21 protein-coding genes are annotated in these 23,644 nt (G+C 67.0%); 16 read left to right on the top strand and 5 right to left on the bottom strand.

Annotation, left to right across the window (positions count from 1 at the left end; genetic code table 11):
• The first annotated feature begins 7 nt into the window (after window positions 1-7).
• From VGN82_RS01635 to VGN82_RS01600, 8 genes are all read left to right on the top strand, one after another.
• On the top strand, window positions 8-283 hold the full coding sequence (locus tag VGN82_RS01635; protein WP_327525236.1) for a sarcosine oxidase subunit delta: 276 nt from the start codon (window positions 8-10) through the stop codon (window positions 281-283).
• Window positions 280-3,261 carry a sarcosine oxidase subunit alpha family protein gene (locus VGN82_RS01630; protein ID WP_327525235.1) on the top strand — a complete coding sequence of 994 codons (2,982 nt, stop codon included), beginning with the start codon at window positions 280-282 and terminating at the stop codon, window positions 3,259-3,261. Before VGN82_RS01635 ends, VGN82_RS01630 begins: the two co-directional genes overlap by 4 nt.
• Window positions 3,254-3,895, top strand: a complete 642-nt coding sequence (locus VGN82_RS01625; protein WP_327525234.1) for a sarcosine oxidase subunit gamma — start codon at window positions 3,254-3,256, stop codon at window positions 3,893-3,895. Before VGN82_RS01630 ends, VGN82_RS01625 begins: the two co-directional genes overlap by 8 nt.
• 86 nt (window positions 3,896-3,981) lie before the next feature.
• Window positions 3,982-4,845 carry a formyltetrahydrofolate deformylase gene (gene purU, locus VGN82_RS01620; RefSeq protein ID WP_327525233.1) on the top strand — a complete coding sequence of 288 codons (864 nt, stop codon included), beginning with the start codon at window positions 3,982-3,984 and terminating at the stop codon, window positions 4,843-4,845.
• Window positions 4,846-5,050: 205 nt separating this feature from the next.
• The gene (locus VGN82_RS01615) at window positions 5,051-6,838 is read left to right on the top strand and encodes a peptide ABC transporter substrate-binding protein (RefSeq protein ID WP_327525232.1); all 1,788 of its coding nucleotides are present in this window, start codon (window positions 5,051-5,053) and stop codon (window positions 6,836-6,838) included.
• A gap of 165 nt (window positions 6,839-7,003) precedes the next feature.
• On the top strand, window positions 7,004-7,963 hold the full coding sequence (locus VGN82_RS01610; protein WP_327525231.1) for an ABC transporter permease: 960 nt from the start codon (window positions 7,004-7,006) through the stop codon (window positions 7,961-7,963).
• On the top strand, window positions 7,929-8,870 hold the full coding sequence (locus VGN82_RS01605; RefSeq protein ID WP_327525230.1) for an ABC transporter permease: 942 nt from the start codon (window positions 7,929-7,931) through the stop codon (window positions 8,868-8,870). Before VGN82_RS01610 ends, VGN82_RS01605 begins: the two co-directional genes overlap by 35 nt.
• A gap of 24 nt (window positions 8,871-8,894) precedes the next feature.
• Window positions 8,895-10,745: an ABC transporter ATP-binding protein gene (locus VGN82_RS01600; protein ID WP_327525229.1), complete on the top strand. Its 1,851-nt coding sequence runs from the start codon at window positions 8,895-8,897 to the stop codon at window positions 10,743-10,745.
• 260 nt (window positions 10,746-11,005) lie between these two features.
• Here VGN82_RS01600 and VGN82_RS01595 read toward each other — a convergent pair whose 3' ends face one another.
• On the bottom strand, window positions 11,006-11,473 hold the full coding sequence (locus tag VGN82_RS01595) for an Lrp/AsnC family transcriptional regulator (protein ID WP_327525228.1): 468 nt from the start codon (window positions 11,471-11,473) through the stop codon (window positions 11,006-11,008).
• Between the two features lie 160 nt (window positions 11,474-11,633).
• Here VGN82_RS01595 and VGN82_RS01590 point away from each other — a divergent pair, with 160 nt between their 5' ends.
• From VGN82_RS01590 to VGN82_RS01580, 3 genes are all read left to right on the top strand, one after another.
• A complete protein-coding gene (locus VGN82_RS01590; RefSeq protein WP_327525227.1) occupies window positions 11,634-12,662 on the top strand; it encodes an ABC transporter substrate-binding protein in 1,029 nt (342 codons plus the stop codon).
• 134 nt (window positions 12,663-12,796) lie between these two features.
• Window positions 12,797-13,549: an ABC transporter permease gene (locus tag VGN82_RS01585; RefSeq protein ID WP_327525226.1), complete on the top strand. Its 753-nt coding sequence runs from the start codon at window positions 12,797-12,799 to the stop codon at window positions 13,547-13,549.
• Entirely contained in the window at window positions 13,525-14,316 is a 792-nt protein-coding gene (locus VGN82_RS01580) for an ABC transporter ATP-binding protein (RefSeq protein WP_414644173.1), read from the top strand. Before VGN82_RS01585 ends, VGN82_RS01580 begins: the two co-directional genes overlap by 25 nt.
• Before the next feature lie 177 nt (window positions 14,317-14,493).
• Here the strand turns inward: VGN82_RS01580 and VGN82_RS01575 are convergent, their stop codons facing one another.
• The 3 genes from VGN82_RS01575 to VGN82_RS01565 all read right to left on the bottom strand — a co-directional run bounded on the left by VGN82_RS01575 (window position 14,494) and on the right by VGN82_RS01565 (window position 18,212).
• On the bottom strand, window positions 14,494-15,501 hold the full coding sequence (locus VGN82_RS01575) for an Lnb N-terminal periplasmic domain-containing protein (RefSeq protein ID WP_327525225.1): 1,008 nt from the start codon (window positions 15,499-15,501) through the stop codon (window positions 14,494-14,496).
• Window positions 15,502-15,594: 93 nt separating this feature from the next.
• Entirely contained in the window at window positions 15,595-17,205 is a 1,611-nt protein-coding gene (locus tag VGN82_RS01570; protein WP_327525224.1) for a phosphoenolpyruvate carboxykinase, read from the bottom strand.
• Between the two features lie 203 nt (window positions 17,206-17,408).
• A complete protein-coding gene (locus VGN82_RS01565; RefSeq protein ID WP_327525223.1) occupies window positions 17,409-18,212 on the bottom strand; it encodes a HugZ family pyridoxamine 5'-phosphate oxidase in 804 nt (267 codons plus the stop codon).
• Window positions 18,213-18,353: 141 nt separating this feature from the next.
• On the opposite strand from VGN82_RS01565, the gene VGN82_RS01560 reads away from it, so the two are divergent.
• From VGN82_RS01560 to VGN82_RS01540, 5 genes are all read left to right on the top strand, one after another.
• On the top strand, window positions 18,354-19,055 hold the full coding sequence (locus VGN82_RS01560; protein ID WP_327525222.1) for a response regulator transcription factor: 702 nt from the start codon (window positions 18,354-18,356) through the stop codon (window positions 19,053-19,055).
• A 111-nt stretch (window positions 19,056-19,166) separates the two neighbouring features.
• Complete coding sequence (locus VGN82_RS01555; protein WP_327525221.1) at window positions 19,167-20,966, top strand: sensor histidine kinase; 1,800 nt, start codon at window positions 19,167-19,169, stop codon at window positions 20,964-20,966.
• 9 nt (window positions 20,967-20,975) lie between these two features.
• Entirely contained in the window at window positions 20,976-21,422 is a 447-nt protein-coding gene (locus VGN82_RS01550; protein WP_327525220.1) for an HPr kinase/phosphorylase, read from the top strand.
• A gap of 113 nt (window positions 21,423-21,535) precedes the next feature.
• Entirely contained in the window at window positions 21,536-21,937 is a 402-nt protein-coding gene (locus tag VGN82_RS01545) for a PTS sugar transporter subunit IIA (protein WP_327525219.1), read from the top strand.
• Window positions 21,938-21,946: 9 nt separating this feature from the next.
• Window positions 21,947-22,276 carry an HPr family phosphocarrier protein gene (locus tag VGN82_RS01540; protein ID WP_414644172.1) on the top strand — a complete coding sequence of 110 codons (330 nt, stop codon included), beginning with the start codon at window positions 21,947-21,949 and terminating at the stop codon, window positions 22,274-22,276.
• Window positions 22,277-22,297: 21 nt separating this feature from the next.
• Here VGN82_RS01540 and VGN82_RS01535 read toward each other — a convergent pair whose 3' ends face one another.
• Window positions 22,298-23,617, bottom strand: a complete 1,320-nt coding sequence (locus tag VGN82_RS01535) for a hydantoinase/carbamoylase family amidase (RefSeq protein WP_327525218.1) — start codon at window positions 23,615-23,617, stop codon at window positions 22,298-22,300.
• Between the last annotated feature and the right edge of the window lie 27 nt (window positions 23,618-23,644).

The following is a 23,644-nucleotide window of genomic DNA, read 5'->3' as shown; positions in this document are numbered from 1 at the left end:
TTCTGCCATGCGCATCACCTGCCCCCATTGCGGCGCCCGCGACGCCCAGGAATTCACCTATCTCGGCGACGCCAATCCGAAGCGTCCGGACGGGATGGAAGCGACGGAAGCCGCCATGTTCGAATACGTCCATCAGCGCGACAATCCGGCCGGCCGGCATCGCGAGCTCTGGTATCACGGCGCCGGCTGCCATGCCTGGCTCGTCGTGACGCGCGACACCCGCACCCATGCGATCGAGGCGGTCGAGACCGCGAAGCCGGCCAAGGCGGGAGCAACGGCATGAGCGCTCAACCCTTCCGCATGGCTTCCGGCGGCCTGATCGACCGGACGCAGGCGCAATCCTTCCGCTTCGACGGCAAGCGCTACGAGGGCTTCGCCGGCGACACGCTCGCCTCGGCACTCCTCGCCAATGGCGTTCGCCTCGTCGGACGCTCGTTCAAATACCACCGCCCGCGCGGCATCCTTTCGGCCGGGCCGGAGGAGCCCAATGCGCTGGTCGAGCTCAGGGCCGGCGCCCGGCGCGAGCCCAACACCCGCGCGACCGTCACCGAACTCTATCACGGGCTCGAAGCCTCCAGTCAGAACCGCTGGCCCTCGCTCGCCTTCGACCTGCTCTCCGTCAATGGCCTGGTCTCTCCTGCGCTGGTGGCGGGCTTCTACTACAAGACCTTCATGTGGCCGGCGGCGTTCTGGGAGAAGCTCTACGAGCCGCTGATCCGCCGCGCCGCGGGCCTCGGCCGCGGGGCCGGGCATGAGGACCCCGATCATTACGAGAAGGCCTTCGCCTTCTGCGACCTGCTGGTGATCGGCGGTGGGCCGGCCGGCATCTCGGCGGCACTTGCGGCCGGGCGCGCAGGCGCCCGCGTCATCCTCTGCGACGAGGATTTCCGGCTCGGCGGCAAGCTCCTGACAGAGAAGCGCGAGATCGATGCGCGCGCGGCCAGCGAATGGATCGCCGACGCGCTGGCCGAGCTTGCGAGCCTGCCGGACGTGACGATCATGCCGCGCAGCACCGTCTTCGGCGTCTACGACCATGGCATCTATGGCGTGGTCGAGCGCGTCGCCGATCATCTGCCGGTGCCGCCCGCGCATCAGCCGCGCCAGCGTGCCTGGCGGATCAACGCCAAGCGCGCGATCCTTGCCGCCGGCGCGATCGAGCGGCCGGTCGTCTTCGCCGGCAACGATATGCCGGGCGTGATGCTGGCCGGCGCGGTGCGCGCCTATCTCAACCGCTATGGGGTGACGCCGGGGCGCGAGGCCGTCGTGTTCACGACCGGCGACGATGGCTGGACGACGGCGCGCGACCTCGCCGATGCCGGCGTGAGCGTCGCCGCGATCGTCGACCCGCGCCCGACCGTCGACAGCGCCCTGAGCCTGCTCGCAAGCAAGATCGGTGCGAAGCACATCACCGGCGTCGTCGCCAGCGCCTCGGGCGGCCGCGCGCTGCGCTCGGTCACGTTGCGCGAGGCCTCGGGCCGCGAGCAGGTGATCGCCTGCGACCTGCTCGCCGTCTCGAACGGCTGGAACCCGACGCTGCACCTGACTTCGCATCACAATACGCGGCCGGTCTGGGATGCGGGGATCCACGCCTTCGTGCCGGGCGCCATGCCGGCGGGGCTTTCCGTCGCCGGCAGCGCCGCGGGGCGCGTCTCGCTCGCGCAGGCACTGGAGGACGGTGCGCGGCTGGGTGCGGAGGCGGCGGCCGATTGCGGCTTTGCGCCGAAGGCTGCGATGCAGCCGCCCAAGACCGACCCGGAGGGCGTTGCGCTCAAGCCCGTCTGGCGCGTGTCCGGCGGCAAGGGCAAGGCCTTCGTCGACTTCCAGAACGACGTCACCGACACCGATGTCGAGCTGGCGGCGCGCGAGGGTTTCAAGCCGGTCGAGCATCTCAAGCGCTACACCACGCTCGGCATGGCGACCGACCAGGGCAAAACCTCCAACATCGCCGGCCTCGCGATCATGGCCGAGCAGACCGGCAAGACCATCCCCGAGACCGGCACGACGATCTTCCGGCCGCCTTACACGCCGGTCGCCATCGGTGCGCTGGCGGGCCACCATCGCGGCAAGGACTTCCGGCCGACGCGGCTCAGCCCCACGCATGAATGGTCGAAGCAGCAGGGCGCCGTCTTCGTCGAGGCCGGGCCATGGCTCAGGGCGCAATACTATCCGAAGCCCGGCGAGCCCGATTGGCTGACGACGGTCAACCGCGAGGTCAAGGCCGTGCGCAGCGGCGTCGGCATCTGCGACGTCTCGACGCTCGGCAAGATCGACATCCAGGGCAAGGACGCGGCCGAATTCCTCGAGCGCGTCTACATCAATGGCTGGAAGGCACTCCCCGTCGGCAAGGCCCGTTATGGGCTGATGCTGCGCGAGGACGGTTTCGTCATGGATGACGGGACGACCTCGCGGCTCTCCGAGACGCATTTCCTGATGACCACCACCACGGCCAATGCCGGCAAGGTGATGCAGCATCTCGAATTCTGCCATCAGGTGCTCTGGCCCGATCTCGACGTCGCGATGGTCTCGGTCTCCGAGCAATGGGCGCAGGCCTCGATCGCCGGGCCCAAGGCGCGTGCCGTGCTGCAGGGTGTGGTCGATCCGCAGCACGATCTCTCGAACGAAGCCTTTCCCTATCTCGCGGCACGCGCCGTCACCGTCGGCGGCGGCTTTCCGGCCCGGCTGTTCCGGATCTCGTTCTCGGGCGAGCTCGCCTATGAACTCGCCGTCCCGGCCGACCATGGCGATGCGATGATGCGAGCCCTGATGGCGGCGGGCGCGGAGCACGGCATCACGCCCTATGGCACAGAGGCGCTCGGCGTCATGCGCATCGAGAAGGGCCATGTCGCCGGCAACGAGCTCAGCGGCCAGACCACGGCGCGCGATCTCGGCCTCGGCAAGATGGCCTCGTCGAAGAAGGACTATGTCGGGCGGCTGATGGCGAAGCGCGCGGCGCTGGTCGAGGCCGAGCGGCCGATCTTCGTCGGCTTCCGCCCGGTCAACCGCAGCGAGAGGCTGCGCGCCGGCGCGCATTTCATCGGGATCGGCAAGGCGGCCACGATGGAGAACGACGAGGGCTACATGACCTCGGTCGCCTATTCGCCCCATCTCGAGCACTGGATGGGGCTTGGGCTCCTCAAGAACGGGCAGGCCCGCATCGGCGAGCGCGTCCGCGCCGTCGATCCGGTCCGCAATGGCGATATCGAGGTCGAGATCTGCCATCCGGTCTTCCTCGATCCGGAAGGAGCGCGCCTCCATGGCTGATGTGATGACGACCACGACCTGGGCGCCGCGCGGGGCCTGGGCCGGCATCCTCCAGAGCGGCCATCGCGGGACGGCGGGCAAGAGCGGCGTGCGCGTCGAGGCCCGCGACGGGCTCGGCATCGCCAGCCTGATTGCCCCGGCCTCCGGCGACGCGCCCCTGGCCGCGGCCATGAAGGCCCGGCTCGGACTCGACCTGCCCTCGACGCCCGCCGTCGCCAGTTCGAGGACGCATGCAGCCGTCTGGGCCGGACCCGGCCAATGGCTTCTGGTCGCCAACGACAGAACAGGCTTCGCGGATGCGTTGCAGGCTCTGTCGGACGTCGCCGCGGTCGCCGATCAGAGTTCGGGCCGCGCCGCGCTGCGGGTTTCAGGAGCCGCCGTCCGCAATGCACTGGCCAAGGGCTGCATGCTCGACCTGCACCCGGCCGCCTTCCCCATCGGCATGGCCGCCTTGACAAGCATCGCCCATATCGGCGTGCATCTCTGGCGGGCCGAGGACGGTCCGGAAGGAGCGGTCTTCGAGATCATGGTGGCGCGCAGCTTTGCCGGCAGTTTCTGGTCCTGGCTCTCCGCTTCGGTGGCGGAATTCGGTTGCGACATCATTGCGAATGAGGCGTCGACCGGACGAGGTTGAAGGCAGCGCGTCGCGCGCACGCCTCCACCCCATCCCCCGTTCAGCCTCATTCCAGCGAAGGGCCGCCCCCAGCGGCGGCGCAAGCCATGTCCGACCGCATTGCCATCCTGACCCTGTCCTGCCCCGACCGTCCGGGCATCGTCTCCGCCGTCTCGACGCTGCTGTTCGAGGCCGGCTGCAACATCCTCGACGCCCAGCAGTTCGACGACATCGAAACCGGCCGCTTCTTCATGCGCGTCGTGTTCCAGCGCCTCGACGAGAGCACGACGCAGGAGGCCATCGCGGCCTCGGTCGGCGACCTCGCCCAGCGCTTCGGCATGAGCTTCACCCTGCGCGCACGCACTGCGAAGAAGCGCGTCATGCTGCTCGTCTCAAAGTTCGACCATTGCCTGGCCGACCTGCTCTATCGCTGGCGTATCGGCGAGCTGCCGATGGAAGTGACCGGAATCGTCTCCAACCATGGCCGCGAGCATCTGTCCTCGACCGATCTGGGCGACCTGCCCTTCCATCACATGCCGGTGACGCGGCAGACCAAGATGGAACAGGAGGCGGAGCTCTGGCGGCTGGTGCAGGAGACCAGGACCGATCTGGTCGTGCTGGCGCGCTACATGCAGATCCTGTCGGACGGTTTTTCGGCCAAGCTACTCGGGCGCTGCATCAATATTCATCACTCCTTCCTGCCGGGCTTCAAGGGCGCCAAGCCCTACCACCAGGCCCATGAGCGCGGCGTGAAGCTGATCGGCGCGACGGCGCACTACGTCACGCCCGACCTCGACGAAGGTCCGATCATCGAGCAGGACGTCGAGCGCATCTCGCATCGCGACACGCCCGACGATCTCGTGCGCAAGGGCCGCGACATCGAGCGACGGGTCCTGGCGCGCGCCGTGCTGCACCATCTCGAAGATCGCGTTATTCTCAACGGAAAGAAAACAGTCGTCTTCCTCGACTAGTCGGCATAAAATTGCGACCGATCAACGATGGGAGACACAATCATTCATTTTCATGAACATCGACTCTCCCGCCCTGCAATCTGCGCGCATTTGCTCTGCGCTGCACAGTTGACGCTTTCGTTGGCACATGCCTTGCTGGGCCCCTCAAGAAACACGGCGCGCAAGCGCCGAGGGGCGACGTTTGGTTGAAGGTGGAGGCAATTCGATGAAAGAGCAGGAAATCCGCGGACTGGTCGCGGATGTGAAGGAAGGCACGCTGTCGCGACGCTCCTTCATGCAGAAGATGGCAGCGGTGGGTATCGCCGCGCCGATCGCCAGCCAGATCCTGGCCTGGAACGATGTCGCGATGGCAAACGCCACGCTGCAGTACAAGCCGACCAAGGCCGGCGGCGGCGGCCCGCTGAAGATGCTGCTCTGGCAGGCCCCGACGCTGCTGAACCCGCATTTCGCCTCGGGCACCAAGGACCAGATCGCCTCGCGCATCTTCTACGAGCCGCTCGCCGGCTGGGACAAGGAAGGCAACCTGATCCCCTGCCTCGCGGCCGAAGTTCCCACCAAGGCCAATGGCGGCCTCTCGGCCGACGGCCTGAGCGTCACCTGGAAGCTGAAGCAGGACGTCAAGTGGCATGACGGCAAGCCGTTCACGGCCGACGACGTCGTCTTCACCTGGGAATACGCCAAGGAGCCGGCGACCGCCGCCTACACCACGGGCTCCTACACCAACATCAAGGTCGAGAAGGTCGACACCCACACCGTCAAGGTGATCTTCCAGCAGCCGACGCCGTTCTGGGCCGACCCCTTCGTCGGCACCGTCGGCCAGATCCTGCCGAAGCACCGGTTCGGCGAGTATGTCGGCGCCAAGTCCCGCGAGGCCCCGGACAACCTCAAGCCGATCGGCACCGGCCCCTACAAGTTCGTCGACTTCAAGCCGGGTGACGTCCTCACCGGCGAGCGCTTCGCCGACTACCACATCAAGAACCAGCCGCATTTCGACACGATCGAGGTCAAGGGCGGCGGCGACGCGGTCTCGGCGGCCCGCGCTGTGCTGCAGACCGGCGAATACGACTATGCCTGGAACCTCCAGGTCGAGGACGAGGTCCTCAAGCGCATGGAGACCGGCGGGCGCGGCAAGATCAGCGCCGTGGCTTCGGGCGACATCGAGTTCATCATCCTGAACACGACCGATCCGTGGACCGAGGTCGATGGCGAGCGCTCCAGCGTCAAGACCAAGCATCCGTCCCTGTCGGACCCCAAGGTCCGCGAGGCGATCAACCTGCTGATCGACCGCGATTCGGTCCAGAAGTTCATCTATGGCCGCGGCGGCACCGCGACCGCGAGCTTCGTCAACGAGCCGAAGCAGTTCAAGTCGACCAAGCTCAAATACGAGTTCAACATCGACAAGGCCAACAAGATCCTCGACGACGCCGGCTGGAAGAAGGGCGCCGACGGCATCCGCGAGAAGGACGGCAAGAAGCTCAAATACGTCTATCAGACCTCGATCAACGCACCGCGCCAGAAGACACAGGCCATCATCAAGCAGGCCTGCCAGCGCGCCGGCATCGATCTTGAGCTGAAGTCGGTCACCGCTTCGGTGTTCTTCTCGTCGGACGTCGCCAACCCCGACACCTACACCAAGCTGTACGTGGACATGGAAATGTACACGACGACGCAGCCTCAGCCCGATCCGGAGCGCTTCCTCAACCAGTTCGTCTCCTGGGAGATCGCGAACAAGGAGAACAAGTGGCTGGGCCGCAACGTCTCGCGCTACTCGGACCCGGCTGCCGACGAGGCCTACAAGGCCGCCCAGAAGGAACTCGACCCGGCCAAGCGCGCTGCGCTGCTGATCAAGGTCAACGAGATCTTCTGCGAGGCCAACGTCATCCTGCCGCTGCTGTCGCGTACTCGCGTCGCCGCCTCGATGAACAACCTGTCGCACGATCACAGCGGCTGGGACGTCGACAGCTGGAACATCGCGGCCTGGTATCGCAGCTAAGCTAGCCTCAGCGGCTCCGCGCGGCCTGCCGGCCGTGCGGAGCCGTTTCCCCATTTAAGTCGGGACCGCAAGCGAAGCGCCGTTGCCACTGCGGCCATTCTCTGCCAACCCGACGCGATCCCGTACCCCACGGCCTGTGGCCGTGCGCTCAAAGAGATATTGTTCATGGCCAGCTACCTGCTGCGGCGACTGTTGATCGCTATCCCGAGCCTGCTCGGCATCAGCCTGATCCTGTTCACCGTGCTCGCGATGGCGCCTGGCGATCCGTTCTCGGAAATGGCGACCAATCCCAACGTTCCCCCAGAGGTGCGCGAGGCGCTGCGCGCCAGCTTCGGCCTCAACGACCCGATCATGGTGCGCTATCTGCGCTGGCTTGCCGCCATGGTGCAGGGTGACTGGGGCTTCTCCTTCGCCAGCCGCATCGATGTCGACAAGCTGATCCTGCAGCGCGTGCCGACCACGCTGTTCGTCGTCGGCTCATCGCAGATCCTGGCGCTGTGCATCGCCCTGCCCGTCGGCATCTATGCCGCGACGCGGCCCTATTCGATCTTCGACCAGATCGCCAACACGCTCGCCTTCGTCGGCTTCTCGCTGCCGACCTTCTTCACCGGCCTGCTGCTGATCCTGATCTTCTCGGTCACGCTGGGCTGGTTCCCCTTCGTCTACCGCTCCGACATCGCGGCGACGGGCTGGCGCTGGTACTGGGAGATGTTCCGCCAGGCGATCATGCCGATCACCGTGCTCGGGCTGTTTCAGGCGGCGTCCTACACGCGCTATGTGCGCTCGGCGGTGCTCGACGTGATCCGGCTCGACTACGTCACCACGGCCCGCGCCAAGGGTCTCAACGAGAAGACCGTGACGTTGCGCCACATCACCCGCAACGCGCTGATCCCTGTGGTCACGCTCGTGGCGCTGCAGATGCCCGCCGTGTTCGGAGGCGCCATCGTCACCGAGCAGATCTTCCGGATCCCCGGGATCGGCTCCCTCCTCATCGACGCGATCCTCGCCAACGATACCCCGGTCATCATGGCCGTGACCTTCGTCTTCGCGTGCCTCGTCGTCCTGTTCAACCTCATCGCGGATCTGCTTTATGGCTGGCTCGACCCTCGCATCTCCTTCGGCTGAGCCGGTGTCCGGCCCCGCCCAGACAGGCGCTGCGGTCTCGCCCGGACGCGAGACCTGGAAGCGCTTCCGCCGCCACAAGCTCGCGATGGCGAGCACCGTGGTTCTCGCCATGCTGATCCTCGGCGTGATCGTCGGCCCATGGCTCTGGCCGGTCGCGATCAACGACATCGACTTTTCGGCGACGCTGCAGGGGCCCTCGCTCGCCCATCCCTTCGGGACCGACGATCTCGGCCAGGATATCCTGGCGCGGATGATGTATGGCGGGCGGATCTCGCTCGCCGTCGGGCTCGCGGCGATGGTGGTGGCGACGATCGTCGGCGTCCTCATCGGCGCGGTCGCCGGCATGTCGCGCAAATATGCCGACCCCGCCCTGATGTGGGTGACGGATCTGTTCCTGTCGCTGCCGCAGCTGCCGCTGCTGCTGCTGGTGATCTACTTCTTCCGTGAACAGCTCAAAGCCCTGTTCGGCGTCGAGGGCGGCGTCTTCGTGCTGATCGTCGTGGTCATCGGCGGCCTGCGCTGGATGCCGGTGGCGCGGCTCGTCCGTGCGCAGTTCTTCTCGTTGCGCGAGAAGGAGTTCGTCGAGGCGGCCCGAGCCTCAGGCGCGACGAAGTTCCGGCAGATGGTGCATCACATCCTGCCGAACGCGCTCGGCCCGGTCATCGTCGCGTCGACGATCGAGGTCTCCTCGGCGATCATCGCCGAGTCGACGTTGTCCTTCCTCGGCCTCGGCTTCCCGCCGGACATCCCGACCTGGGGGCGCCTGCTGTTCGACGCCAAGGATCATCTCGACTCGGCCCCGCATTGGGCGCTCTTCCCGGGTACGGCGATCTTCCTCACCGTGCTCTCGATCAACTTCATCGGCGACGGCCTGCGCGACGCGCTCGACCCGCGCCGCGTCATCTGACCCAGAACCTCGGAAGGCATCGGCATGACTTCTCCCATTCTCACCGTCAGCAACCTGACCACTTCGTTCCGCGTGGAAGGGGCCTGGCGGTCCGTGGTCCGCAACGTCTCGTTCGACATCAAGCCGAAGGAGACGGTGGCGGTCGTGGGCGAGTCCGGCTCGGGCAAGAGCGTGACCGCGCTCTCGATCATGCGCCTGACGCCTCCGGGCTCGAGCAAGATCGAGGGCTCGATCAAGCTCAACGGCAAGGAACTCCTGACCCTGCCGGAGCCGCAGATGCGGCACATCCGCGGCAACGAGGTCGCGATGATCTTCCAGGAGCCGATGACCTCGCTGAACCCGGTGCTGACGATCGGCTTCCAGATCGCCGAGGCGTTGATCCTGCACCGCGGCATGTCGCGCTCGGAGGCTGAAGCCGAGACGGTCCGCCTGCTGGAGAAGGTCCGTATCCCCGCGGCCAAGTCGCGCTTCCATGAATATCCGCACCGCTTTTCGGGCGGAATGCGTCAGCGCGTGATGATCGCGATGGCGCTGGCCTGCAAGCCCAAGCTCCTGATCGCCGACGAGCCGACGACCGCGCTCGACGTGACGATCCAGGCGCAGATCCTGCAGCTGATCAAGCTGCTGCAGGAGGAAGAAGGCATGTCGGTGCTGTTCATCACGCACGACATGGGCGTCGTCGCCGAGATCGCCGACCGCACGGTCGTCATGTACAATGGCGAGCAGGTCGAGACCGGCGGCACCGAGGACATCTTCGCCAATCCGCAGAAGCCCTACACCAAGGCGCTGCTCTCGGCGGTGCCGAAGCTGGGCTCGATGGAGGGCAAGACCCGGCCGATGCGCTTCCCGGTCGTCGACCGCACGACGGGCACCTCCGACGTGCCGACCGAGGTGCCGGACACCGTCAAGGTGGCCGAGCGGCCGGTGCTCGAGGTCGCGAACCTGACCACCCGCTTCGAGATCCGCTCCGGCCTGCTCGGCTCGGTCCAGGGCCGTGTCCATGCGGTCGAGAACGTCTCCTTCAGCCTCCAGGCCGGCGAGACGCTGGCGCTGGTCGGCGAGTCCGGCTGCGGCAAGTCGACCACCGGCCGCTCGGTCATGCGCCTGATCGAGCCGCTCTCCGGCTCGGTGCTGCTCGACGGCACCGACGTGCTGAAGCTCAGCCAGCATGACCTGCGCGAGCAGCGCAAGCGCATGCAGATGATCTTCCAGGACCCCTTCGCGTCCCTCAACCCGCGCATGAATGTCGGCGCAGCCATCGCCGAGCCGCTGCTGATCAACAAGCTTGCCACCCGCTCGGAGGCACGCGACAAGATCGCCGAGCTGCTGCGCAGGGTCGGCCTGCAGCCGGACATGGCCAGCCGCTTCCCGCACGAGTTCTCGGGCGGCCAGCGCCAGCGCATCTGCATCGCGCGCGCGCTCGCGGTCGAGCCCCGGTTGATCGTGGCGGACGAGGCGGTCTCGGCGCTCGACGTTTCGGTGAAGGCGCAGGTCGTCAACCTGATGCTCGAGCTGCAGGCCCGCATGGGGCTGGGTTATCTCTTCATCTCGCACGACATGGCGGTGGTGGAGCGCGTCAGCCATCGCGTCGCGGTGATGTATCTCGGCGAGATTGTCGAAATCGGCCCGCGCGAGGCGATCTTCGGCAATCCTCAGCACCCCTACACCAAGCGCCTGCTGGCGGCGGTTCCGATCGCCGACCCGACGCGCCGCCACGAGCGTACTCCGCCCTCCAACGACGAGATCAAGAGCCCGGTGCGCGCGCCGGACTATGTCCCGCCGATCCGCCAGTACCGCGAAGTCTCGCCCGGCCACGCCGTGATGATCTGGGGCGAGGAGTGGGAGAAGAAGGTGATCGAGGCCGTCGCGGCCTGAAGCGTTACCGATACGATCTGACGGAAGGGGCGGGCGCCAGGGCACCCGCCCCTTTTTCGTGCATCGGGCCGCCGAACCGGCCTTGAACCGCGCCGTCATGCCGAAGCTGGCCGCAGGCCTGAGCCGGGATCCCATGACCACAGCAAGCTCAGCGCAAGGCGTGACGCCGAGCGGCCTCTTCGCCCAGAGCAGCGGCTATGGATCCCGGCCTCTTCGCTGCGCGAAGCCCCGGAAGGTCGAAGGCGTTTCGTCCCGAAGCCTCAGGGCTTCGGCAGATCCGGGACGCGATACGCTGTCGTCGACTTGATCCGCTCCATGGCGAAGCGCGAGGTCACGTTCTTGAGCGGGATCGTCTCGATCAGCTTCTTGTAGAAGCCGTCATAGGCCGCCATGTCGGCGACGACCACGCGCAGCATGTAGTCCACATCGCCGGCCATCCGGTAGAATTCCATCACCTCCGGCATCGCCGAAACCATCTGCGCGAATTTCTCGAGCCAGGGTCCGGAATGGTCCGCCGTCTCGATCTGGACGAAGACCGTCAGCCCCAGCCCGATCTTCTCAGGCGCCACCAGCGCGACGCGCTTCAGGATGACGCCGGACTGCTCCAGCTTCTGGATGCGCTTCCAGCACGGCGTCTGGGAGAGCCCGACCCGATCGGCCAGCTCGGCAATCGAGATGTTGGCGTCCCCCTGCAGCACCGTCAGGATTTTCCGGTCGATCGCATCCATTCCATGGCACCCATTCAAAAGAGAACATTCATATCGCCAAATCAGCCATAGAAAGATTTTTGATCTTTTTGACCGTCACGACTTGTATTCAGATAGAAAATCCTTTTCTCAATCTGTCAATAGGCGCCTCCCGGCGCCCTTGCCACGGAGGATTTGCCCTATGGATCGCCGCCAGTTCCTGATCGCGGGCTCCGCGCTCGCCGCGACGACGTCACTCACCGGCGTCGCCCGGGCGCAGCAGGCGGTGGCCGCCCGCATCGGCTTCATCCCCGTGGTCGGGACGGCCCCCTTCTTCGTCGCCAATGGCGAGGGCTGGCTGAAGCAGGGCGGCGTCGACGTGGCGGTGACCGTGTTCGAGTCCGGCCCGAACATGATCCAGGCTCTCGCCTCGGGCACGATCGACGTCTATGTCGCCGGGGTGGCGCCGCTCGCCGTGGCGCGCTCGCGCGGTGTCGATGTCCGCGTCGTCGCCTCGACCGCGATCGGCGAGAACGTCGTCGTCGCGGCCCCGCAGCTCGCCAAGTACTTCACGCCGGGGACGAGCCCGGCCGCCGCCTTCAAGGCCTTCCGCGCCGCTTCCGGCAAGCCCGCACGCCTCGCCACCCAGCCGGCCGGCTCGGTGCCCAACACCACGTTGCAGCACTGGCTCTGGGAGGTCGCCAAGGCCGACAAGGCCGATATCGAGATCGTGCCGATGGGTATCGACGCGACGCAGCAGGCGATCCTTGCCGGCGCGGTCGAAGGCGGCAGCGTGCGCGAGCCGGCGCTGACGATCATTCAGGACCGCAATCCACAGATCAAGCTGATCGCCGAGGGCGAGGAGGTCTTCCCAGGCCAGCCCGGCACTGTGGTTGCCGTGTCCGGCGCCTTCGCCACCAAGAACCCGGCCGCGGTACAGACCATCGTCGCGGGCCTGATCAAGGCGTCCGACCTTTTGACCAAGACGCCGGAGAAGGCCGTCCCCCATGTCGGCGCGGCGCTGGGCAAGGGCATCGTCGACCCCGCCCTGATCAAGAAGGCGCTGACCTCGCCGGCCAGCAAGTTCCAGATCGACCCGGCCAAGATCATCGAGCCGTCGCGCGCCATGCAGGCCTATCAGGTCAAGCTCGGCTCGCTGGAAAAGGAACTGCCTTTCGACGGGCTGTTCGAGACGAGCTTCTACGAGAAGGCCGTGAAGGCGGCGGGCTAAGCTCCGCACGCTAAACCATCAAGCCTTCCGGGCCTGGCCCGGGACTGGCTTGACCGGTTCCCTCCGGTTGCAGAGATGGTCGGGCCGAACCCGACCACGCCGCCGCCTTCGCGACCACCGACGAGTATCGCCCCTTGCGCTCCCTCCGGGCCCCCGCCCTCGCCTTTCTCGGCCTCGCCGCGTTCCTGCTGCTGTGGGAGGCGGTTCCGTTCTTCGGGCTGGTCAACCCGGCCTTCCTGCCGCCGCCGAGCGCGTTGCCCAAGGCATTCTGGCGGGAGGTTGTGACCGGCTCCTGGCTCGCGGCAATCCTGGGCTCGCTCGGGCACTACTTCACCGGGCTGATCGTTGGCTCGCTGCTAGGCGTGGCGCTCGGGGTGCTGGTGGGCATGTCGCGCATCGCCGAGGAGACGACGGCCTGGATCGTGCGCGTGCTGCGGCCGATCCCCGGCCTCGCCTGGGTCCCCTTCGCGATCATCTGGTTCGGCGTGAACCCATCGGCCGCCGTCTTCATCATCGCCATCGGCGTGTTCTGGATCGTGTTCTTTGCGGCGCAGGGCGCGATCCGCGGCGTCGACCGCGATCTCGTCGAGGTCGCGGATGCCTTCGGCTTTCGCTCGCCCTGGCAGCGCCTGAGCAAGATCCTGCTGCCGGCGGCGATGCCCGGCATCCTCGTCGGCGTGCGCACGGCGCTCGGCCAGGCTTGGATGGCAGTGGTGGCGGCCGAAATCTTCGGCGTCGCCGGCGTCGGCCAGCGCATGATGCAGGCGTCGAGCCTGCTCGCGACCGACATCGTGGTGATCTACATGCTCACCATGGCCGGGCTCTACGGGTTCCTCGATACCCTGTTCGTCGCCTTCCAGAGATGGGTGCTGCGTTGGAAAGCGTGATCGACAAGACAGTGATCGAGATCCGGGGCCTGTCGCTGACCTTCACTCGCGACGGCGAGGCCACCGAGGTGCTGCACAAGCTCGATCTCTCGGTCGCGCGCGGCGAGTTCCTCGCCATCGTCGGCCCGTCTGGCGTCGGCAAATCGACGCTGCTGCGCGTCATCGCCGGGCTCGCCAGCCCGAGTGCCGGCGAGGTCACGATCCATGCCGCCGATGCGACGCGACGGCCGGTCGCGCTGGTCTTCCAGGATTCGCGGCTGCTGCCCTGGCGCAAGGTCGTCTCGAATGTCGGCTTCGGGCTCGAGGGCCAGACGCCGCGCGCCACCCGGCAGGCGAAGGCGCAGGAGATGCTCGATCTCGTCGGGCTGGGCTCGCTGGCGCAGCGCTGGCCGCATCAGCTTTCCGGCGGGCAGCGGCAGCGCGTCTCGCTGGCGCGGGCTCTCGCGGTCGAGCCGGAGATCCTGCTGATGGACGAGCCGTTCTCGGCACTGGACGCGCTGACGCGCGAGAACCTGCAGGACGAGCTGATCCGGGTCTGGCAGCGCACGGGCAAGACCGTGCTCTTCGTCACCCACGACATCGACGAGGCGGCCTATCTCGCCGACCGGGTGGTGATCCTGTCCGGCGCACCCGGCCAGATCATCGCGGAGCACCGCATTTCAGCAGCGCATCCGCGCAAGCGCGGCGGGGCGGCGGAGACGGACATCGTGCGCGCGATCCGGCTGGGTCTCGGCGCGGAGACGGTCAGCGACGGCGCCGCGATCTGAGCCTGCTCTAGCGCGTGTTTTGAACTGGCGTTGAAACGCGCCGTCATCCTGGGCGACCGAAGGTCGTCCCGGGATCCATCGCAAAGCGCCGGCATTGCCCCACGATAAATCCCGGAGCTGCGCCGCTTCGCGGCTTGTCCAGGATGACGCCGCGGCGCCAACCCCACTCACACGGCTCTATGGCCGCGCCGTCGGCACGCCTTCGCGGATCTTCTTCGAGAAGTCGGGATCGTCGAGCGAGACGGCCCGCGCCTTCTCGCCGATGCGGCCCTGCCGGACGAGTTCCTCCAGCGGCATGTCGGTCCTGACCGCGCCGATGCGCTGGAGGTAGCCGGGCAGGAAGCCCGAAAGCAGGACGCGCGGATCGAGCGGCAGTGAGAGCTTCCAGCCCGGCGCGACGGAATCGACCAGCCTGAACACGACCGTGGTGCAGTTCGTCGTCAGGGTGTTGTACCAGCGCGGCTCGGCCGCCAGCCGGTTGACGTCGGCGACATAGGCCAGCAGCACGTCGCGCGCCCGCTCCGGCGTCGCCCCGAGGCGGAAGAGCCGGACATCCTCCTTGCGCGCATGGCTGCGCAGGCCGATCAGGTCGCGCTCGGGGGCGGCGACATAGGCCATCTCGTAGCTGCGGAAGAAGCCGGCGAGAGCCGACCACTCCTCGCCCTTTTCGCGCCTCACCTCGATCGAGAAGGTCAGCGGCGGCTGGTCCGCAAAGGGAAAGCTGACGAGGAGATGGGCGATCGCCTCGCCCGACCAATAGGACAGAAACAGGTCGATGCCCTCGACCTTGCTCAGGTCGTAGCGGCGGGTCTCCCAATGCTGGTCGTAGTCGGCCTCGGTGCGCCAGTTGAAATTGCGCAGGTTCGAGACGGTCAGCGTATCGCCCTCGCGTGCGATCGACGGCAGGCGGGCGAGCTCGGGAATCCAGTCGCGATCATGCGACGGCGTGAAGCTGCTCCACCAGCCGAGCAGGCCGACGAACAGTACAGCGAAGGACAGCGGCAGCCGCACCGCGCCGGTCCAAAGGCCGATGGCACCGGCGAGCCCCGCGATGCCGAAGCCGATCGCGGCGACCTGCGCTGTCATGCCGGTCAGGCGGAACAGCAGGAGGCCCGAGCCCCAGGCGGTCGCGCCGAGAACGACGAGCGTCACGAGCAGGCGAAAGAGGATGATCAGGGCTGCCACGCTGTCATCCGCCTGCCGCTAGCAAGGTTGGGTGCGGGAACCGCACTCCCAAGGGAGAGGATTCCCGCGCGTTCATGGGACGGGGGAAGCTACCTAAGCCGCCAGCGAGTTGACCGGCGCCGCCGCCTTCACCGCGTCGTCGACATGGTCCTCGAACTTCTTGAAGTTCTTGGCGAACATGCCGACCAGGTTCTTGGCGGTCTCGGCGAACGCCGCCTTATCCTGCCAGGTCTTGACCGGGTAGAGGATGTGCGGCTCGACGCCTGGCACCGAGGTGGGAACGGCGAAACCGAAATAGGGGTCGCGGCGGAAATCGGCGCGGTTGAGCGACCCGTCGAGGGCGGCCGTCAGCAGGCGCCGGGTGACGCGGATCGGCATGCGCCGGCCGGTGCCGTACTGCCCGCCGGTCCAGCCGGTGTTCACCAGCCAGCAATCGACATGGTGCTTGGCGATGAAATCGCGCAGCAGATTGGCGTATTCCGACGGGTGGCGCGGCAGGAAGGGCGAACCGAAGCAGGTCGAGAATTCGGGCTCGACTCCGGTGAGGCCGCGCTCGGTGCCGGCGACCTTGGCGGTGTAGCCGGAGAGGAAGTGATACATCGCCTCGGCCGGGGTGAGCTTGGCGATCGGCGGCATCACGCCGAAGGCGTCGGCCGTGAGCATGACGATGTTCTTCGGCGTGCCCGCCCGGCCGGTGCGCGAGGCGTTCGGGATGAAGTCGAGCGGATAGGCCGAGCGCGTGTTCTCGGTCTTGCTGCCGTCGTCGAAATCGACCTCGCGCGTGACCTCATCCATCACGACGTTCTCGAGCACCGTGCCGAAGCGCAGCGAGGCGGCATGGATCTGCGGCTCGGCCTCGGCCGAGAGCTTGATCGTCTTGGCGTAGCAGCCGCCCTCGAAGTTGAAGATGCCGTCCTTCGACCAGCCATGCTCGTCGTCGCCGATCAGGGTGCGATCGGGATCAGCCGAGAGCGTCGTCTTGCCGGTGCCGGAGAGGCCGAAGAAGATCGCGGAATCGTCCTTCGAGCCGACATTGGCCGAGCAGTGCATCGGCACGACGCCCTTCGTCGGCAGGACGAAGTTGAGATAGGTGAAGACCGACTTCTTCATCTCGCCGGCATAGGCCGAGCCGCCGATCAGCACGATCTTGCGGGTGAAATCGATCGCGATCACGGTCTCGCTGCGGCAGCCATGGCGCGCCGGATCGGCCTTGAAGCTCGGCAGGTCGACGATCGTCATCTCGGGCGTGTAACCCGCGATCTCCTCGCGGGCCGGACGGATCAGCAGGTTGCGGATGAAGAGCGAATGCCAGGCCAGCTCGGTGAAGACGCGCGCCTTGACGCGGTGAGCCGGATCGGCGCCGCCATAGAGGTCCTGCGCGAAGAGCTCCTTGCCCTCGGCATGGCTGATGAAATCGGCCAGCAGCGTCTCGAACTGCGCGGGCGTGATCGCGTTGTTGTTGTCCCACCAGACCGTGTTCTCGGTCAGCGCATCGCGGACGGTGAACTTGTCCTTGGGCGAACGGCCCGTGTGGGTGCCGGTGTCGGCCGTGATCGCACCGCCGCGCGAGATCTGCGACTCGCCGCGTCCCAGCGATTCCTCGTAGAGCCGCGCGGCCTCGAGGTTCCAGTAGACGGTCTTCAGGTTGCGAAAGCCGAAAGTCTCCGCCCCGTGGGCGGCGTTGAACTGACCGATGGTTTTCACAGGAACCTCCCGAGGCGGGGCCGTGGGACGGCCCGCCTGATCTGCTAGATATGCGCTCAGCCGAAGCTGAGCCGATGAACCAGGTAGCGTTAAAGAACGTCCCTTAAGGCCATGATGCCCCCGGCTCAAGGCGTCAGAAAGACGCCGACCCGAACAATCTAGCCTAAATCGATTGAAACGAATCAACTTGGTAAATCATGGCGCTAGCTGACCTTGCGTGCGGCGATCGCCAGTTCGACCAGTACCTTCTGAACCTCGGACGAGGTTGTCGCAGGCCTGGGAAACGCCAGCCGCAGCACCTTGTCGCCGAGCATCAGATCCGCCCCGTCGGGATCGATCCCGGTCATCCGCCAGGCACCCGGCTCGGCCTTGAGAAGGACGGTTGCATAATCAAGGATCGCATCGGCGTGGTCCTCGTTCATATGCTCGACACCGCCCTCCTCCATCGCCGCCACCGCAGCCGCAGCGCCGGCATCGCTGAGCAGATCGGAGCGGGTCAGTTCATAGGCCTTGCCGAAGCCGCCGTTCAGGCTCGCGCTCTCCAGTTCGAGCACGAAGAACGAGAAGTCTCCGAAATCGGCATAGAGCGCGGCCTTGGGCTGCCGCGCCAGGAAACGCCGGCGGATGCGCGCCGCCTCCTCCCCTTCGCGGCCGATCTTGCGGGCGCGCAGCTTCAGGGTGATGCGCGCATGGGCGAGCGGATCGCCCTTGCCGCCCGGCGAAAGCAGCAGCGAACAGCGCGGATCGGCCTCCAGATTGCCGGTATGGGAGGAGAGCGCCGAGACGAGGATCAGCGGGCTGCCGTCGACGTCGGTGGCGAGGCTGACAAGGCTGGCCGAGGGATGCCCATCCGGCCCCAGCGTCGCGAGCGAGCCGGAGCGGGCGCTGCGCAGAAGCCGCCGGCCCAGTTCGCGCGCCTGATCGTCGGTCGGACGGATCGGGTCCTGACGTTTCGTGTCCTCGCGCGGCTCGGCGGGCGTCGATGTCTCGATTTGCGACTCAGTCATGGAACCTGCCGGCCTTTCGGGTCTTTCTGTGACGGGGACATAGGCAAACCGCCATGGCGCCGTTAGATTGCGGCCACGGTTTAGCCGCTCTCTCGCGAGAGTGACCCAGCTACTGCAACGCGGCCAAGAGACAAAGAGCTGATGCCAACCATTGCGCTGGTCGACGACGACCGCAACATCCTGACTTCGGTTTCCATTGCACTCGAAGCCGAGGGCTACCGCATCATGACCTATACCGACGGCGCCTCGGCGCTGGACGGGCTGAAGCAGAATCCGCCGGACCTGGCGATCTTCGACATCAAGATGCCGCGCATGGACGGCATGGAGCTGCTGCGGCGGCTGCGCCAGAAGTCCGACCTGCCGGTGATCTTCCTGACCTCGAAGGACGAGGAGATCGACGAACTCTTCGGCCTGAAGATGGGTGCCGACGACTTCATCCGGAAGCCGTTCTCGCAGCGCCTACTGGTCGAGCGCGTCAAGGCGATCCTGCGCCGCGCCGGCGCCAAGGACCCGGCCGCCGCCCCGCGAGCCGAGGACGCCAAGGCGCTGGAGCGCGGGCTGCTGCGCATGGATCCGGAGCGCCACACCTGCACCTGGAAGGGCGAGCCGGTGACGCTGACCGTCACCGAATTCCTGATCCTGCAATCGCTGGCGCAGCGGCCGGGCGTGGTAAAGAGCCGCAACGCCCTGATGGATGCGGCCTATGACGACGAGGTCTATGTCGACGACCGGACCATCGACAGCCACATCAAGCGGCTGCGCAAGAAGTTCAACCAGGTCGATGTCGATTTCGACATGATCGAAACCCTGTACGGCGTCGGCTACCGCTTCAAGGAAAGCTGACGAGCTGCCGTCATCGCGAGCGAGGGAGACGATCCAGCGGAGCAGAACCGCTTCGGGATGGCGTCGCCGTTGCACTGTTCGCGATGACGGGCTCAGAACACGACGGACCCGATGGCGACGATCGACGAGGAACGCGGGAAGGAGATCCGCAGGAGCGCGCGCTGGCCGGCGCTGCGGCAGCGCGTCCGCGCCCTCGGCCGCCGCAGCTGGCGCGCGATCTCGTCCGGCGCAGCCTCCAGCCTGACGCGGCGCATCGTCGTCCTCAATCTGGGCGGGCTCGTCGCGCTGCTGGTCGGCTTCCTCTACCTCAACCAGTTCCGCGAGGGGCTGATCGAATCCCGAGTCCAGAGCCTATTGACGCAGGGCGAGATCATCGCCGGCGCGATCGCGGCCTCGGCGACCGTCGAGACCGATGCGATCACCATCGATCCCGACAAGCTGCTCCAGCTCCAGGCCGGCGAAAGCGCCGGCTTCGTCGATGACCCGCTCGACTTCTCGATCAATCCGGAAAAGGTCGCGCCGCTGCTCCGCCGGCTGGTGACACCGACCAAGACACGGGCGCGCATCTATGATCGCGACGGGCTGCTGACGCTGGATTCCCGCAGCCTCTATTCTCGCGGCGACGTGCTGCGGCTCGACCTGCCGCGTGTCGGCGAGCCGGACGAGGCGCCGCTGCTGGAGCGGACCTGGAACCTGCTGCGCAACCGGCTCGGCCGGGCCGACATGCCGGTCTACGACGATTTCGAGAACGCCAACGGCAAGTCCTATCTCGAGGTCGCACGCGCACTGAACGGCCTGCCCGCCAGCGTCGTGCGGGTGAATGCGCGCGGCCAGACCATCGTTTCGGTTGCCGTCCCGGTGCAGCGTTTCCGCGCCGTGAAAGGAGCGCTGCTGCTCTCGACGCAGGGCGGCGACATCGACGCGGTCATTGCCTCCGAGCGCTATGCGATCTTCCAGGTCTTCGCGGTCGCGGCCGCCGTGATGATCGTGCTCTCGGTCCTCCTCGCCGGCACCATCGCGGAACCGATCCGCAAGCTCGCCGACGCCGCCCAGCGCGTGCGCAGGGGCGTGAAGTCGCGCGAGCAGATCCCCGACTTCGCCAGCCGCCATGACGAGATCGGCCACCTCTCCGGCTCGCTGCGCGACATGACCAAGGCCCTCTACAGCCGCATCGAGGCGATCGAGAGCTTCGCCGCCGATGTCGCCCACGAACTGAAGAACCCCTTGACCTCGCTGCGCAGCGCGGTCGAGACGCTGCCGCGGGCCAAGTCCGACGAGTCGCGCGGGCGGCTGCTCGCCGTGATCCAGCACGATGTGCGACGCCTCGATCGGCTGATCTCCGACATCTCCGACGCCTCGCGGCTGGACGCCGAGCTCGCTCGCAACGATGCCGGGCCGGTCGACCTGGCACAGGTGCTCGAGGCCGTGGTCTCCGTGCAGAACGAGACCCGCCGCGAAGGCCGCCCCAAGATCGAGCTCGACATCGAGCGACGCGGCCAGCGGCCCGGCGGGCGCGACGGCTTCCTGGTGATCGGCCATGATTCCAGGCTCGGGCAGGTCCTCGTCAACCTGATCGACAATGCCCGCTCCTTCTCCCCGGCCGACAAGCCGGTCCGCGTCAAGCTGTCGCGTGTGGCCAACGACGTGCTGATCACCGTCGAGGATGACGGGCCGGGGATCGAGCCGCACGCGCTGGAGCGGATCTTCGAACGCTTCTACACGGACCGCCCGGACGAAGGCTTCGGCCAGAACTCCGGACTCGGGCTATCGATTTCGCGCCAGATCATCGAGGCGCATCGCGGTACGATTCGCGCTGAGAACCGGCTCGGCCCGGCTGGCCCCGACGGCGAGCAGCCGCGCCTGGGCGCGCGCTTCATCGTCTGCCTGCCCGCCGTGCCACGGATGGCCTGAGCGGACAGCATGAGCGACAGCACCATTCATGCGACGACCGTCGCGATCGGCGAGGCCGGCGTGCTCATTCGCGGGCCGTCCGGGGCGGGCAAGTCGGTTCTGGCGCTCGCCCTGATTGCCCAGACGCAAGTCGCCGGCCAGTTCGCGCGGCTCGTCGCCGATGACAGGACCGCGCTCAGCGCGCGCGGAGGGCGCTTGCTGGCGCGGCCTGTACCGCCGCTGGAGGGCCTGATCGAACGGCGCGGGCTCGGGCTGACGCCGGAGGCGCATCTGCCCGCCGTAGTGGTTCGCATGGTCGTCGATCTCAGCGGAAGCGAGCCGACGCGCATGCCCGAGCCCGAGGATCTGGTCGAGAACCTCGTGGGGATCGACCTGCCGCGCCTGACCGTGATGGGCCGGGTCGGCGACGAACGGCTGATCTCGGCGGCCCTGCGATTGTTCATAGATCGCATTTGATGTCGATAATTCTACAACTTTCGGCCAGCCCCGCTTGCCTATCCTTCGCAGCTGCCGCATAAACCGCGACCTTGTCCGGGCGCTTTCACGCGCTCGCCGGTGCCAGAGTTGGAATGATCGGACTGGTCCTCGTGACGCATGGGCATCTGGCCACGGAATTCCGTGCCGCGCTCGAACACGTCGTCGGCCCTCAGCAGAGCCTCGCCACCATCGCCATCGCCCCCGATGACGATATGGAAAGCCGTCGCCGCGATATCATCGCCGCCGTCGAGCAGGTCGAGAACGGCAGCGGCGTCATCGTCCTGACCGACATGTTCGGCGGCACGCCCTCGAATCTCGCCATTTCGGTGATGGAGCCTGGCCGCATCGACGTCGTCGCGGGTATCAACCTGCCGATGCTGATCAAGCTCGCCAGCGTGCGCGAGGAGAAGACCCTCGACGAGGCCGTCACCAGCGCGCAGGATGCCGGCCGCAAGTACATCACCGTCGCCAGCCGGGTGCTGGCCGGCAAATAGGGGTTCTCCGTGGACGTCAGGCCCGAAGCCGAGGATTGCGACTGCCCGGAGGTCGAGATTCCGGCCGGCGCGCTCTATGGCCAGTTCCAGATCATCAACAAGAAGGGCCTGCACGCCCGCGCCACGGCGAAATTCGTGCAGTGTGCCTCCAACTTCGACGCCGACGTGACGGTCACCCGTTGCGGCGAGACGGTCGGCGCGACCTCGATCATGGGCATCCTGACGCTGGGCGCCGGTATCGGCTCGACCATCACGGTCGTGGCCAAGGGGCGCGAAGCCGAGGATGCGCTCAAGGCGCTGGAGGCGCTGGTCGCCGATCGGTTCGGCGAAGGCGAGTAAAGCGAACTCGGTCCAGAGGCCCTACGCCTTCCCCGCCTGCGCCCACAGCACGTTCGCCAGAACCCGTGTCGCCTGCATAAAGTCAGCGATCTCCATCGCCTCATCCGGGTTGTGGCTGCCCTTGTCGTTGCGCACGAAGATCATCGCCGCGGGAATGCCGGCATCAGCGAAATCCTGGGCGTCGTGACCACCGCCGCTCGCCATCGTCAGCCGAGCAATACCCAAGCCGTCCGCGCCCGCTTCCAGTGCCGCGACCAGCGCGGGCGCCATCGGCGAGGGCGATGAACGGTCGAAGGGCTCGAGCGTGAAGGCGACGCCGCGCTCGGCCTCGATGCGCGCGGCCTGCCCGCGCAGGAAGGCTTCCATGCCGTCGAGGGTGTCGCGGCTCTGGCTGCGGATGTCGATGGTGAAATCGACCTGCCCGGGCACCTTGGTCAGCGCGGCACGATCGGCCTCGGTCGCGAAGCGACCGACGGTGACGACGAGGTCCTCGCCGGCGGCGCGACGGCGGGCCCATTCGCCATCCAGGGCCATGACGAGATCGGACATGGCGAAGACGGCATCCTGCCGATATTCGTGCGGCACCGCACCCGAATGCGAATAGGCGCCGCGCACCCTGCCATTGCGTACGCGATAGGCGCCGCGGATTCCGGTGACGATGCCGACCGGGACGTCTCGGTTCTCCAGGATCGGCCCCTGCTCGATATGAAGCTCGACATAGCCGGCATAGTCGACCGGCCGGAGGATCGGCGGTCCGGCCTCGATGCGGGCGGGATCGAAGCCGGCCTCGGTCATCATGGCGCGCAGCGAACGGCCGGTCGCGACATGAATGGCGCTGTCGAGTTCTCCCTCCCAGAGCAGGCCGAGCGCGGCGCGGCTGCCGAGATGGCCGCCATGACGGCCGACGAACCAGCTGCTGCTCTCTTCGGCGCGAAAGGCCATCAGGACGATGTCGCGCTCCGGCTGCAGGCCGGCGTCGATCATCGCTGCGATCGCCGTGAGACCTGCGATGACGCCGGCGGCCCCATCGAAATTGCCGCCGATATGGACGGAATCGAGATGCGAGCCGGTGATCCAGGCCGGGAGATCGCGGCGGCGGCCGGAGAAGCGTGCCGCGAGGTTGCCGGCCGCATCGACCGAAACGGCGAGACCGAGACCGCGCGCGAGTTCAGCGATCCTGTCGTGGGCGCGCTGCTCGCCGGCCATGTAGGAGGTGCGTGTGACGCCGGGCCCGTCGGCGCTCTCGGCTCGCAGGGCCTCGAAGACCGAAGCGACGAAAGCTTCCCGGGCGATGACGGCCGCGTCGAGCGCCGGCGAGGGGCGGAATGCGAGGTCTGGCAAGAGAGGTCTCCAAGGCAGGCTTGCCAC

The sequence above is a fragment of the Allobosea sp. genome (genome assembly GCF_035999205.1).
Taxonomy (GTDB): Bacteria; Pseudomonadota; Alphaproteobacteria; order Rhizobiales; family Beijerinckiaceae; genus Allobosea.
Note: the sequence above shows the minus strand (reverse complement) of the source record. Positions and strands in the feature narration are given on the sequence as shown.

What these genes read in the sequence shown, in the direction of transcription:
- VGN82_RS01635 (WP_327525236.1), top strand. Translation starts at nt 8, where the DNA reads ATGCGCATCACCTGCCCCCATTGCGGCGCCCGCGACGCCCAGGAATTC.
- VGN82_RS01630 (WP_327525235.1), top strand. Translation starts at nt 280, where the DNA reads ATGAGCGCTCAACCCTTCCGCATGGCTTCCGGCGGCCTGATCGACCGG.
- VGN82_RS01625 (WP_327525234.1), top strand. Translation starts at nt 3,254, where the DNA reads ATGGCTGATGTGATGACGACCACGACCTGGGCGCCGCGCGGGGCCTGG.
- purU (WP_327525233.1), top strand. Translation starts at nt 3,982, where the DNA reads ATGTCCGACCGCATTGCCATCCTGACCCTGTCCTGCCCCGACCGTCCG.
- VGN82_RS01615 (WP_327525232.1), top strand. Translation starts at nt 5,051, where the DNA reads ATGAAAGAGCAGGAAATCCGCGGACTGGTCGCGGATGTGAAGGAAGGC.
- VGN82_RS01610 (WP_327525231.1), top strand. Translation starts at nt 7,004, where the DNA reads ATGGCCAGCTACCTGCTGCGGCGACTGTTGATCGCTATCCCGAGCCTG.
- VGN82_RS01605 (WP_327525230.1), top strand. Translation starts at nt 7,929, where the DNA reads ATGGCTGGCTCGACCCTCGCATCTCCTTCGGCTGAGCCGGTGTCCGGC.
- VGN82_RS01600 (WP_327525229.1), top strand. Translation starts at nt 8,895, where the DNA reads ATGACTTCTCCCATTCTCACCGTCAGCAACCTGACCACTTCGTTCCGC.
- VGN82_RS01595 (WP_327525228.1), bottom strand. Translation starts at nt 11,473, where the DNA reads ATGGATGCGATCGACCGGAAAATCCTGACGGTGCTGCAGGGGGACGCC.
- VGN82_RS01590 (WP_327525227.1), top strand. Translation starts at nt 11,634, where the DNA reads ATGGATCGCCGCCAGTTCCTGATCGCGGGCTCCGCGCTCGCCGCGACG.
- VGN82_RS01580 (WP_414644173.1), top strand. Translation starts at nt 13,525, where the DNA reads ATGGGTGCTGCGTTGGAAAGCGTGATCGACAAGACAGTGATCGAGATC.
- VGN82_RS01565 (WP_327525223.1), bottom strand. Translation starts at nt 18,212, where the DNA reads ATGACTGAGTCGCAAATCGAGACATCGACGCCCGCCGAGCCGCGCGAG.
- VGN82_RS01560 (WP_327525222.1), top strand. Translation starts at nt 18,354, where the DNA reads ATGCCAACCATTGCGCTGGTCGACGACGACCGCAACATCCTGACTTCG.
- VGN82_RS01555 (WP_327525221.1), top strand. Translation starts at nt 19,167, where the DNA reads ATGGCGACGATCGACGAGGAACGCGGGAAGGAGATCCGCAGGAGCGCG.
- VGN82_RS01550 (WP_327525220.1), top strand. Translation starts at nt 20,976, where the DNA reads ATGAGCGACAGCACCATTCATGCGACGACCGTCGCGATCGGCGAGGCC.
- VGN82_RS01545 (WP_327525219.1), top strand. Translation starts at nt 21,536, where the DNA reads ATGATCGGACTGGTCCTCGTGACGCATGGGCATCTGGCCACGGAATTC.